Origin of the sequence: Kribbella capetownensis, from assembly GCF_004331485.1 — a bacterium.
Lineage (GTDB): Bacteria > Actinomycetota > Actinomycetes > Propionibacteriales > Kribbellaceae > Kribbella > Kribbella capetownensis.
This window is the reverse complement of sequence record NZ_SJKD01000001.1, coordinates 1860569-1872513: the sequence shown is the minus strand read 5'-3', so window position 1 is coordinate 1872513 and position 11945 is coordinate 1860569. Positions and strand designations below refer to the sequence as shown.

Genomic DNA, 11945 nt, shown 5'->3' with positions numbered 1-11945 from the left:
GGTCGTATGACCGATGAGAAACAGATTCAGCTGAGCACCGTGCTGGTGACCGGAGCGACCGGGCGCGTCGGCCGGCATGTGGTGGATGGACTGCGCGCGGCGGGTGTGAGCGTCCGCGCACTGGTCCGAAAACCTGACCGCGCTGCGTTGCCGCCGGACGTCGAGCTGATCCAGGGCGATATCTACGATCCGGCAGCGGTACGACGGGCTGCGGCCGGCATGGATGCGGCGTTCCTGCTGTGGCCGGCGTACAGCGCGGATGGCGCGGAGGCGATCGTCGCGGAGCTGCCGCGGCGTGTCGTGTACCTGTCCTCGCTGAACGCACCGGCCGGTGGTGTCTGGGGCGACGTCGAGGAGTTGCTCCGACGGGCGGGTAAGGACTGGACCGCGCTACGGCCCGGCGGATTCGCCGTCAACGCGCAGGGGTGGGCCGGGGACTTCCGGAGCGGTGACGTCGTACGGCTGCCGTATCCGAAGGCCGGGCGGTCGCTGATCCACGAGCGGGACATCGCGGCGGTCGCCGTACTCACGCTGCTGGACGATCGGCACATCGGGCAGGCGTACGACCTGACCGGGCCGGAGGTGCTGACGCAGGCGGAGCAGGTGGAGACCATTGCGCGAGTTGTGGGCAAGGAGATGCGCGTCGAGGAACTGTCCGACGAGCAGGCACGGCAGGTGATGCTCGACCAGGGCGCTGACCCGTCACTGGCGGAGAGCGCGGTGACCTACTGGGCGAAGCTCGTCGACGAACCCGAGCCCGTCACGACCACGGTCGCCGAGCTCACCGGCCGTCCGGCGCTGACGTTCGCCGACTGGGCCCGGGAGCACGCTGACGAGTTCCGCGTCCTCTCCACAGCCGAGGTCGCGAACCGCTACGTCGATGCGCTGAGCGCCGGCCGCGTCACGGTGGCCATGGCGTACACCGCTCCCGACTACGTCCGCATCGCGCCACTCGAAACCAACGGCGAAGAGGTCGCGCTCCAGGGCGACGCCATCCTCGAGAACGCCCAGCGCCTCAGCGCCGGCATCGACTACGAAGGCATCCAGGTGCTCGGCCCCCTGCTCGACGACGACCGCTTCGCCATCCGCTTCACCTTCGACGAGCGCAACCGCACCACCGGCCACCGCTCCCAAACCATCAAACTCTCCCTCTGCACAGTCACCACCGGCCAAATAACCCGCGAGGAAGTCTTCTATTACATGCAATCACACCCCTGATATCGTCCGATATCGGCGACAGGCGGTGGCGCGATGAGCGACGTACTGATCCGAGACGTGCCCGACGATGTTCTCGCCGTCATCGACCACAGGCGAGCGACCTGGGCTTGTCGAGAAGCGAATATCTTCGGCGACAGTTGAGCCAGCGGGCCGGCCGCTCGGATGCTGTCGTCACGGCGGCCGACCTGGAGCGGTCTCCGACACGGTCCGCGATCTGGGCGACCCTGAAGTCATGGACCAGGCCTGGTCGTGACCCCGACCGCCGAATCCCGACGCTGGTTGATCGACAAGTCGGCCCTCGTCCGCCTCGGCACGTGTCCGAACCGGGACAAGTGGGCGAACCGAATCAACCGCGGCCTGGTGCACATTGCCACAGTGACCCTGCTCGAGGTCGGTTACCCGGCCCGGTCCGCGGATGTGCATCGATCGGCCTTGCAGAATCCGGTGATCTCGGCGATGCCGATCGAGAACGCCTCTCCTGCGATCGAGCGTCGGGCTGTGGTCGTGCAGTCCCAACTCGCCTCTGCGGGACACCATCGGGCACCGTCGGTTCCGGATCTTCTGATTGCGGCAACGGCAGAACTGTCCGGACTGATCGTCCTTCATGTGGACAAGGATTTCGAACTCATCGCCAACCTCACCGGTCAGCGGCAGGAGCGGCTGGATCAGGCTTGAGGTAGCGGGAGTTGGAGCCAGCCGCCGATGTCGTGGCGGCCGGCGGTTAGGGCGGCGGTGCGGGCGCCTTGGTTGGCTGAGTGGATGGTGCCGATCAGGATGCGGGTGTGGTCTGGCAGGGCCTGGGCCAGGAGGGCGGAGAGGTGGCGGCCGTAGCCTCGGCCTCGGTACTTCGGGGCGAGGATCATTTCGCGTACGACGTACGCGGGGAGGCCTAGCGCGTCCTCGGGCTTGTGGACTCCGGCGGCGTATCCAGCCCAGTCGCCGTCGACCACGATGTCGAAGAGGAAGCCCTCGTCGGCTGACTCGGCGAGGTCATCGCGGTCCTGGAGTGACGCTTCCTCGGTGTGATGCGGGTGGGCCGCGACCACAGCGTCGTACGCACGCTGTGCGTCGTCGTAGTGGTCGACGCTGCTCGCCGGGACGAGGGTGAGCTCGGGTGGTACGTCGTGAGGTTGTAGCTGGCTGATTGGTGCGGCGAAGAAGCGGCGGTCGGGTTGTGTGCCTTCGATTGTGGGGTCGGCGCTCCACAGGCGGACGTAGCGCGGGTTGTGGATGCCGTAGGTCTCGCGGGCGACCGCGGCCAGGGCGGGGAGGTCTGAGATGCGGGGCGCGCGGGTCATCGGGGTTGCGTCTACGAAGGGCTTGGTTGGGTCGAGGCCTTCGAAGCGCATGCTGACCATCGCGTGCAGGTCGTCGCCGACGGGTAGCCAGTAGTTGAGCATGGACTCGGCGGGCTGTCCTGGGGCGAAGCGCGCGGCGCGGATGGCCGCGATGTCGAGATCCTGGGCGAGCAGCAGGTCCAGGCTGGCATGTTCTTCTGCCAACGCTTCCAGCCGGGTCGAGTCGTCCACCCAGGTGCGCGTGAGAGGGTGCTGGCGCTCAAGCGTGTACCGCGCCAATTCGTCCGCAGTAGGAATCACCCTTCAGGCTCCGCAGGAGGAGCCTCGGCGGAGGGGGCGTCCGCGGGAGGAGCTTGCGGTGGCGGAGCTTCGGCTTGTTTGCGGGTTCGGCGGTCTGCGCCTGCTCGGCGGGGGCGGGCAGGGGTGGCGGCCGCTTGGGCGGGTGCCAGGGGGTCTGGGTCGGGTGAGCCGGGTGGGCGTGGGCCCCAGGTTTCCGGGTCGGGGACGCCTGGGGGGAGGGTGCGCCGGCGGCTCGGGGCGCCGTGGGCGGGAGCGTGGTCCGACTCGCCTGGCTCCTTCGCGCCGGGCCACGGCCTCGCGACCCGGGACGCGAGGACGAACTCCTTGCGCAGCGGGTTGCCCTCGAAGCCATCCGGCAGCAGTAAGGGAATCAGATTCGGATGGCCCTCGAAGCTGATCCCGAACATCTCGAACGTCTCCCGCTCATGCCAGTTCGCACCGGCGTACAACTCCGAGAGCGTCGGCAGGACAGCCTTGTCCCGCGGGATCAGCGTCCGCACGAGCAGATGCTCGACATGCGCCCCACCCCAGAAGTCCGCCAGGTGCGAGACCACCCGGAACCCATCCGTCAGCTCGTCCGCGGCCGACAAGAAATCGAAGAACGTGTACCCGACCGCATCCCGCAGCACCTCATGCGCTGCGACCCACGACTCCGCGGGTACGTCGATCGCCGTCGGCGAGAAGCTGTCGGACTGGGTCGCGGCGATCCCGGCCGCGGTCAGCGCCTCGAGCGCGTCGCTGCTCACTGAGGCGTCACCAGGTCGCGGGTCAGTGCGGCCGCGGACGGCTCGTCGTACCGGCTCGGCATGTTCTCGCCGGCGATCTTCTCCTGCAGCTTCAGGATGCCCTGCAGCAGCGCCTCCGGCCGCGGCGGGCAGCCCGGCACGTACACGTCGACCGGGATGATCTGGTCAACGCCCTTGGTCACGCAGTACGAGTCCCAGTACGGGCCACCGGAGTTCGAGCAGGAGCCGAACGAGATCACGTACTTCGGCTCCGGCATCTGGTCGTAGAGACGCTTGATCGCCGGCGCCATCTTGTCCGTCACGGTGCCGGAGACGACCATCAGGTCGGCCTGCCGCGGCCCGGGCGCGAACGGGATCACGCCGAGCCGGATGAAGTCGTGCCGGCCCATCGACGCGGCGATGAACTCGATCGCGCAGCAGGCCAGGCCGAAGTTGAACACCCAGAGGGAGTACTTGCGGCCCCAGTTCAGCAGGTACCGGACCGGCTCGGGCGCGAGCTTGGCCAGCGCACCCACAGCCGGCCTGACGGTCGGCATCGGCAGCTCGGTCTGGGACATGTGGTCAGCCTAGTCCGACAATCTCCTCGGCGAGGATTTCTGGGTACTCCAGCGGCGCGTAGTGTCCGACACCGTCCACCGGCCGCAGCCGTACGTCGCTGAAGAAGTCGTCGAGCCGATCGGACCAAGCGCGCGGGAACAGCGGATCGAACTCCGGCCACAGCACCACCGTCGGTACGGCGATCCGGTCGTACGACGGCGGCGACGACTCGGCTGCGGAGGTGGCGACCGAGCCCGCACCCGCCCGGTACCAGTTGATCGAGGCGGTGAACGCACCCGGCACGGAGTAGATCTCGACCAGCTGATCCAGCTCCGGCTCGAAGCCCGGACCGGACCAGTGCGTCCAGAAGTGCCGCAGATAGGAGCGGACGGCGTCGGGATTCCCGTCGATCAGTTCCTCGATCACCGGCAGCCGATGGAAGGCCTGGTACCAGAACTCCGCCTGCGCGTGCTCGGAGAACACCCGCTTCCCGATCCCCGGCAGCGGTGGCGCGACCACCATGCCCTCGATCAGGTCAGGCCGGGTCCGCGCGATCCCCTGCGCGATCCGGCTGCCGACGTCGTACCCGGCGAGCACCGGACGCTCCAGCCCGAGCTCTTCGATCAGCCCGACCACACTCCGCCCCTGCGCTTGGACGCCGTACTGCGCAGGATCCGCCGACTGCCGGTCCGATTCGCCGAAGCCGCGCAGATCGGGCACCACCACCTCGCAACCACGCTCGACCAGCATCGGCGCGAGCAGCCGGTAGTCGGTCCGGTCGCCGGGCCATCCGTGCAGCAGCACCACAGCAGGCCCCTCACCGGCCCGGTCGTACGTCAGCGTGAATCCGTCCACCGCGTCGCTCAGCATGGCATTCATTGTTGACCACCCCGACCCACCGTCCTACCGTGATTGAACAGGACTGAACAGGTCTATTCAGGGTGGGGAGTCACTATGGCTGACCAGCTCGAGGTGCAGCAGCAGACCCGGGCGCTCGCGGTGGAGAGCAACGGGCTGAACGTGATCGCGGACGCGGACCGGAAGGGCCGGCCGAGCCAGCTGTTCTGGCCGTGGTTCGGGGCGAACGTCTCTGTCCTCGGTCTGAGCTACGGCGCGTTCGCGCTGGGCTTCGGGATCTCGTTCTGGCAGGCCGTCATCGCCGGCCTGATCGGGGTGGTGTTCTCGTTCCTGCTCTGCGGGCTGATCGCGCTGGCCGGCAAGCGCGGTTCGGCGCCGACGATGGTGCTCGGCCGCGCGGCGTTCGGTGTCCGCGGCAACAAACTGCCGTCGGTGGTGTCGTGGCTGCTGACGGTCGGCTGGGAGACCGTGCTGACGATCCTCGCCACGCTGGCGACCGCGACCGTCTTCGAACGCCTCGGCTGGGGCGGCGGCACCCTGACGAAGGTGATCGCGCTGATCGTGGTCGGCGTACTGATCGTTGCCTGCGGCGTGCTCGGGTTCGACCTGATCATGCGGGCGCAGACGATCATCACCGTGGTGACCGGCGTACTCACCGTCGTCTACATGATCCTGGTCGCCGACCAGATCCACTGGAGCACCGTGTCCGCGCTGCCGAGCGGTTCGAGCCAGCAGGTGATCGGGGCGCTGGTGTTCCTGATGACCGGCTTCGGGCTCGGCTGGGTGAACGCGGCCGCCGACTACTCCCGCTACCTGCCCCGTGGGTCGTCGAGTCGCGGCGTGGTCGGTTGGACGACGTTCGGCGGCTCCGTGGCACCCGTCGTACTGCTGGTGTTCGGACTCCTGCTGGCCGGGTCGTCGCAGGACCTGAGCGCCGCGATCGCTGCGGATCCGATCGGTGCGCTCGCTGAGGCGTTGCCGACCTGGTTCCTGGTGCCGTTCGTGATCGTGGCAGTGCTCGGCCTGGTGGGTGGCGCGGTGCTGGACATCTACTCGTCCGGCCTGTCCCTGCTGGCGATCGGTCTGCCGGCACCGCGGTACGTCGCCGCGTTGATCGACGGCGTCGTGATGATTGCCGGCACCATCTATGTGGTCTTCTACGGCGGCGAGTTCCTGGCTCAGTTCCAGGGCTTCCTGATCACGCTCGGCGTCCCGATCGCGGCCTGGTGCGGCATCATGCTCGCCGACCTCGCCACCCGCCGCCGCGACTATGCCGAGGCCGACCTGTACGACGTCCGCGGCCGGTACGGCGACGTCCGGTGGTTGCCGGTGATCACGATGGTCGTTGCCACCGGCATCGGCTGGGGACTGGTCACGAACACGCTGGCGTCGTGGCTGACCTGGCAGGGCTACCTGCTCGGGCCGCTCGGCCTCGGCGGCAAGGAGGGCGACTGGGCCTTCGCGAACCTGGGCATCCTGGTCGCGCTGGTGCTCGGCTTCGTCGTCCAGCGGTTCGCGGGTGCGGCCGCCGTACGCACACAGGAGTCGGTCGCCTGATGGTCCTCGCGCTGATCGACCTGCAGCGGATCTTCGCCGATCCCACCTCCGGCTGGGCCGCCCCGGACTTCCGGCGAGTGGTCGAGCCGACCAGGCAACTGGTCGAACTGTTCGCGCCGGACATGGTCTTCACGCGGTTCGTGGCGCCGGACAAACCAACCGGTTCCTGGGTCGCGTACTACCAGGAGTTCCCGTTCGCATTGCAGCCGCCGGAGTCGGCCGACTACCAACTCGTCGACGAGTTCAAGGGCGCTGCAACTCTGGACAAGACCACCCTCGGCAAATGGGGTCCGGAGCTGGCGCAGGCAGCCGCGCCGGACGGACGGCTGGTGCTCGGCGGCGTCACGACCGACTGTTGCGTGATCAGCACGGCGCTGGCCGCTGTGGACGCCGGGATCCAGGTCCAGGTGGTCGAGGAGGCGTGTGCCGGCTCGACCGCGGACAACCACCGCAAGGCGCTCGACATCATGCGGCTCTACGCACCGATGCTCGAGATCGTCACGATCGACCAACTCCGCAGTACCCAGTGAGCCGCCGATGCCCGGGATCGAGCTGAAGCACGAACGCGTCGCGGCTGTCCTGGCCCGGGAGATCCGTTCCGGCCTGGTACGCCGGGGCGCGCGGCTGCCCGCTGAGGTCGAACTGGCCCGGCGGTTCTCGGTCAGCCGGAACACGGTCCGCGCCGCGCTCGCCGTACTGACCGACGACGGTCTGATCGCCACCCGGACCGGCAAGGGATCGTTCGTGCTGTTCGACGGGCGGCCGCTGGACGGCCGGCTCGGCTGGACGCACGCGCTGTCCGAGCAGGGCGTGGAGACCCGGATGCGGACGGTGAAGATCGCCCTCGAACGGGATCCCGGCCTGGCCGGGCGGCTCGGGCTGGACGACCCCGACGTGATCGTGATCGAGCGGGTCAGGCAACTATCGGACGGTGTCCCGATCTCCTTGGAGCGCAGCCGGATCCCGGCCCTGGAGTCGTTGCGCGACCTGCCCGGCCGCGGCCTCGACAACGGCTCGATCAGTACGACGCTGAGCCGGGCGGGACTGCATCTCGACCACTGTGAGCAACGGCTCCGCGGCCGCCCGTTGAACCATGCCGAGGCCGCACTGCTGGGCCGGCCCGAGGGGACCTGGTTCCTGCACACCGAGCGGACCAGCTGGACCGCGGCGGACACCTTCGCGGAGCAGGCCGACTGCCTGCTGGACCCCGAACACTTCGAGCTGAGCCTCAGTTACGGCTTCTAAGGCTCTGTAAGCCTCTGTAAGGCCTGGATCGCCCGGGCATAGGGAGTTGTGCCGATGTGGCCCTCCCCCTCAGGCGAGCACTCTCTCCTCATCGACAAGCTCCCGGAGGAGATCAATGTTCTTCTACTCACCAGACTCGCTCCAGGCCGAAGTCCGTTACCGACAGAACCGCCTGCGGCGTGACTTCCAGCGCCCGTCCTGGTTCCAGCGCAAGCACAAGGTGCAGCCTGCCGAGCCCTGCGCGCCCGAACTGCGGGCCCGTCCGGCGATGTGAACGCGAGAGACCCGCCGTCCCCCGTCCGTCCCTGCGGCCGGTTCCCTCCGGGGAGCCGGCCGCACCGTCGTTCCGGGGTCCCTAGGGACCCCCTGCGCCGTACCAGGACCGCCTAAGGCCACCTGAGGCGCAGGGATAGGGAGGAACTCCGATGTGCGGGGTCACCTCAGACGAGCAGATTGAGGGGTGTCGGCAGGAGCCGGCACCAGACCAGGAGGAATCCATGTACTTCAACGAAACGGTCAAGGCGGAGGTCGCCTACCGCAGGGAGCGCCTCAGCCGCGACTTCCGGCAGCACCGGAACACCCGGGCCCGCCGGAACCTCGTCCACCTGTTCGGCCGGAAAGCCTGAAGGGAGGCAGACCATGTTCATCACACCTCAGACGATCCAGGCGGAGACCGCCTACAAGCTGGAGCGGACCAAGCGTGAGTTCCGGACGGCGACGCGCCGGGAGCACGCGGAGCGGGCGCACCAGCCCGAGCCGCGGCACGCGCGCCGGACCCTCCGACCCACTACGGCGGCATGACGGCCGGGACCGCCGTCCCTGACCCGACAGAACCGGTCAGGGACGGCGTTTTCGTTGCCCGGGAGGGTCAGCGGACGGGATGCCGTCGATTTGTGTCGGCTCCAGGGGCGAAGATGGACGATGTGCCCTGGACCTCGACACCTCTCGTCGGCCGCTCGACCGAGATGGCCGCCCTCCTCAGTGCCGTCGACGACGCCCGCACGCGCCGCGCCGGCGCCGTTGTGCTGTCCGGTGATGCGGGGGTAGGGAAGACCCGCCTGCTGGACGAAGTGGCCACCGGGGCCCACGAGCGCGGTTTCGGCGTCCTGGTCGGGCACTGCACCGACTTCGGCGACGCCGGCCTGCCGTACCTGCCGTTCACCGAGATGTTCGGCCGGCTGGCCGGCGAGCGGCCGGAGCTGGTCGAGAGCGTCCTGACGAACTTCCCGGCGATCGGCCGGCTTCTGCCCACGCACCGTCTGATCGGCGCCCAGACCGTGCCCCAGGAGGGCCAGCTGGACCGGGCCGCCCTGTTCGACGCCGTCCTGGGCGCGTTCACCGCGCTGTCCACCAGTGAGCCGCTGCTGGTGATCATCGAGGACACCCACTGGGCCGACGACTCCACCCGCGACCTGATCGGCTTCCTCATCACCCGGCTGACCTCACAGCGCCTGGCCCTGGTGGTGTCCTACCGCAGCGACGATCTGCACCGCCGTCACCCGCTGCGCCGCCCGATCGCCGAGTGGTCCCGGAACCCGCGCGTACGCCGCGTCAACGTGGCGCCCCTGGACTCCGACGAGTCCCGCACATTGCTGGACTCGCTGGTCTCCAAACCGCTCTCGGAGGCCGAGGTACGCCGGATCCTCGACCGGGCCGGTGGGAACGCGTTCTTCACCGAGGAGTTGGTGGCCGCGGCCTCGATGGGTGACGGCGACGCCGTACCACCCGATCTGGCCGATCTGCTGCTGGTCCGGCTCGATCCGCTGTCCGACGACGCCCGGCAGGTCGCCCGCGTGATCGCCGTCGCCGGCCGCCGAGTGCCACACACGCTGCTCACCACCGTCGCCGGCCTGCCCGATCGCGAGCTCGACCAGGCCCTGCGCGAGCTCATCGACGCCCACATCATCGACGTACCGGGGAACGCGAGCTACTACTTCCGGCACGCCCTGCTGGCCGAGGCCGTGTACGACGACCTGCTGCCGGGCGAACGAGTCCGCCAGCATGCGGCCTACGTGCAGGCGCTGAAGGACCAGACCGTCGCAGGTACGGCGGCCGAGCTCGCCGGGCACGCCACCCGGTCGCACGATCTCGCCACCGCGTTCGAGGCGCGCGTCCGGGCCGGGCAGGAGGCCATCACGGTCGCCGCGCCGCAGGAGGCGCTGAAGCACTACGAGATGGCGCTGGAACTGTTCCCGAACGCGTCGCCGGACAACACCATCGACAAGACCTGGCTGATCGTCGACACCGCCCTGGCGGCCACGCTGTCCTCGCAGCACCTGCGCGCGCTCAAGATGCTCCGCAAGGCGCTCGTGGATCTGCCGCCGGACGCGCCGAAGCTGCAGCGGGCTCAGTTGCTGCTGCCGCTCGCGGACATCGCGCTGATCATCGACCACGACCAGGAGGCGAACGAAGCCGTCACCCAGGCGCTCAAGCTGGTGTCCGACGAGCCGTCGACCGTCTTCAAGGCCCAGGTCGCCTCGTTGTACGCGCGGGTGTCCGACGCGCTCGGCCGCCCGATGGAGGCGGAGCGCTGGGCGCACAAGGCGCTCGAGATCGCTCGCGAGGCCGGCCAGGAGTCGGCCGCCGGCGACGCCGGGATCACGCTGGCCCAGCTCCGGCGCCGCGCCGGTGACCCGGTCGCGGCGGCCAGGCAGTTGGAGGAGGCCGCCGTCCGGGCGCAGTTGACCGGTGACGCGGCGGCGGAGGTGCGGAGCCGGTTCCTGCTCGGTTCGACGTACTACGAGGAGGGCGACCTGCAGGAGGCGAAGACAGCGCTCGTCCATGCCTCGGAGCGCGCCGGTGAGCTTGGCCGGCAGTGGGCGGCGTACGGGTTCGACGCCCGGCGGATGCTGGCGCTGACGCAGTTCGTCCTGGGCGAATGGGACGACGCGACGGTCACCGCCCGGACGGACTCGGGGACTCCGGCCGCATCGGCGGCGGCGCTGCGTGCGGTGGACTTCGCGGTCCGGAGCGGCCGCGGGGACACCTCGGTCGCGGAAGAGCTGGAGCGGATGCGGAAGTGGTGGGACCTGGACGTCATGCTGCCGATCATCGGGCTGCAGCCGGCCGTGGACGCCTACCGCCAGCTCGACCAGGTCGCCGAGGCGGAGAAGCTGATCGCGGATGTGTCCGCGCTGCTGGCGGACGTGTTCCAGACCGAGTGGTTCATGGCGCAGATCCGGTTCACCACGCTCGGACTGCAACTACTGTGCCACCGGGCGGTGAGCGAGCCGTCGGCGGCCGAGGAACTCGTTGCCCGAGGCTCCGAACTGCTCGCGACGGGACAGGCGACAGTGGAGAAGGGGCTGCCGCCCGGCCGGTTGATAGGTGTCGAAGGGCTGGCCTGGCTGTCGCGGCTGGAGGCGGAGTGGGAGCGGCTCCGGTGGCTGACCGGGATCGATCCGCCGTCACCGGAGGAGCACGTGGCCGTGTGGCGACGGACCATGGACGCCTTCGGGTACGGGTACGTCTTCGAGCAGGCGTGGTCGCGGGTGCGGCTGTCGGCTGCGCTCCGCGCGGCGGGCCGGGTGGCCGAGGCGAACGAGCAGGCGGCGCTGGCCGCGGAGGTCGGCCGGGAGCTGGGGTCGAAGCCGCTGCTGGACGAACTCGGCGGGGTCGACGGTCCGGGACTGGGTTCCGGTGCGCTGACCGCGCGAGAGACCGAGGTACTGAAGCTGGTCGCCGACGGGCGGACGAACCGGCAGTTGGCCCGGGAGCTGTACATCAGCGAGAAGACCGTGAGCGTGCACGTGTCGAACATCCTCGGCAAGCTGGGCGTCCGGTCGCGCACCGAGGCGGCCGCGGTCGCGCGGCGGGACGGGCTGCTGGACTGAGATCCCACAGTCTCCGAGGCTGTCCCACAGCCGCTCACGTTCGGCGCTGTGCGGGCCACCGAACGTGAGCGGCTTGGGCGGAACCCGGGTGGGGACCGGGCGTCTTCCCGAGTCGCGTCAGCCGTGCTTGCGGCGTGGCGGCGACGGCGGTGGGATCCGGCGAGCCCTCGCCTGGGCGAGCTCGTCACCGGATGGATCGGACTGGCTACTCTCGGCGGAACGGTCGATGCGGGTGATGTCGTCGAAGACGTGCTGAGCGTGCCGCAGTCGCCACACGACCAGGATCACGAGCCCGGTCGCTGCGAGTGCGATCGCCACCCACAGTTGCCACGCCATAGCCTCACCACCCCGTA

At 69.3% G+C, this 11945-nt stretch carries 13 protein-coding genes; 8 read left to right on the top strand and 5 right to left on the bottom strand.

Features of this window, described 5'->3' with window-relative positions; translation table 11 throughout:
* Positions 1-6: 6 nt before the first annotated feature.
* Complete coding sequence (locus E0H75_RS09170) at positions 7-1218, top strand: NAD(P)H-binding protein (RefSeq protein ID WP_131512734.1); 1212 nt, start codon at positions 7-9, stop codon at positions 1216-1218.
* Positions 1219-1467: 249 nt separating this feature from the next.
* Positions 1468-1893, top strand: coding sequence for a PIN domain nuclease (locus E0H75_RS09160; RefSeq protein ID WP_131512733.1), 426 nt, complete (start codon positions 1468-1470; stop codon positions 1891-1893).
* Here the strand turns inward: E0H75_RS09160 and E0H75_RS09155 are convergent.
* The 4 genes from E0H75_RS09155 to E0H75_RS09140 all read right to left on the bottom strand — a co-directional run bounded on the left by E0H75_RS09155 (position 1884) and on the right by E0H75_RS09140 (position 4978).
* A complete protein-coding gene (locus tag E0H75_RS09155) occupies positions 1884-2747 on the bottom strand; it encodes a GNAT family N-acetyltransferase (RefSeq protein ID WP_238162899.1) in 864 nt (287 codons plus the stop codon). The two genes, E0H75_RS09160 and E0H75_RS09155, sit on opposite strands and share 10 nt — an antisense overlap.
* A gap of 65 nt (positions 2748-2812) precedes the next feature.
* Entirely contained in the window at positions 2813-3562 is a 750-nt protein-coding gene (locus E0H75_RS09150) for an NADH-quinone oxidoreductase subunit C (protein WP_131512732.1), read from the bottom strand.
* Complete coding sequence (locus tag E0H75_RS09145; RefSeq protein WP_238162898.1) at positions 3559-4119, bottom strand: NADH-quinone oxidoreductase subunit B; 561 nt, start codon at positions 4117-4119, stop codon at positions 3559-3561. The genes E0H75_RS09150 and E0H75_RS09145 overlap by 4 nt, the downstream gene beginning before the upstream one ends.
* A gap of 4 nt (positions 4120-4123) precedes the next feature.
* Entirely contained in the window at positions 4124-4978 is an 855-nt protein-coding gene (locus E0H75_RS09140) for an alpha/beta fold hydrolase (RefSeq protein ID WP_165553528.1), read from the bottom strand.
* A gap of 75 nt (positions 4979-5053) precedes the next feature.
* Between E0H75_RS09140 and E0H75_RS09135 the strand changes: the two genes are divergently transcribed.
* The 6 genes from E0H75_RS09135 to E0H75_RS44570 all read left to right on the top strand — a co-directional run bounded on the left by E0H75_RS09135 (position 5054) and on the right by E0H75_RS44570 (position 11592).
* Positions 5054-6514 carry a purine-cytosine permease family protein gene (locus E0H75_RS09135; RefSeq protein ID WP_131512730.1) on the top strand — a complete coding sequence of 487 codons (1461 nt, stop codon included), beginning with the start codon at positions 5054-5056 and terminating at the stop codon, positions 6512-6514.
* Positions 6514-7044, top strand: a complete 531-nt coding sequence (locus tag E0H75_RS09130; RefSeq protein ID WP_131512729.1) for a cysteine hydrolase family protein — start codon at positions 6514-6516, stop codon at positions 7042-7044. The genes E0H75_RS09135 and E0H75_RS09130 overlap by 1 nt, the downstream gene beginning before the upstream one ends.
* A 7-nt stretch (positions 7045-7051) precedes the next feature.
* A complete protein-coding gene (locus tag E0H75_RS09125; protein WP_131512728.1) occupies positions 7052-7759 on the top strand; it encodes a GntR family transcriptional regulator in 708 nt (235 codons plus the stop codon).
* A 497-nt stretch (positions 7760-8256) separates the two neighbouring features.
* Positions 8257-8385: a hypothetical protein gene (locus tag E0H75_RS44575; RefSeq protein WP_272948889.1), complete on the top strand. Its 129-nt coding sequence runs from the start codon at positions 8257-8259 to the stop codon at positions 8383-8385.
* 13 nt (positions 8386-8398) lie between these two features.
* Positions 8399-8560: a hypothetical protein gene (locus E0H75_RS42965; protein ID WP_165553526.1), complete on the top strand. Its 162-nt coding sequence runs from the start codon at positions 8399-8401 to the stop codon at positions 8558-8560.
* Positions 8561-8673: 113 nt separating this feature from the next.
* Entirely contained in the window at positions 8674-11592 is a 2919-nt protein-coding gene (locus E0H75_RS44570) for a helix-turn-helix transcriptional regulator (protein ID WP_131512727.1), read from the top strand.
* A 117-nt stretch (positions 11593-11709) separates the two neighbouring features.
* Here the strand turns inward: E0H75_RS44570 and E0H75_RS09115 are convergent, their stop codons facing one another.
* Complete coding sequence (locus tag E0H75_RS09115; protein WP_131512726.1) at positions 11710-11928, bottom strand: hypothetical protein; 219 nt, start codon at positions 11926-11928, stop codon at positions 11710-11712.
* Positions 11929-11945 lie beyond the last annotated feature (17 nt).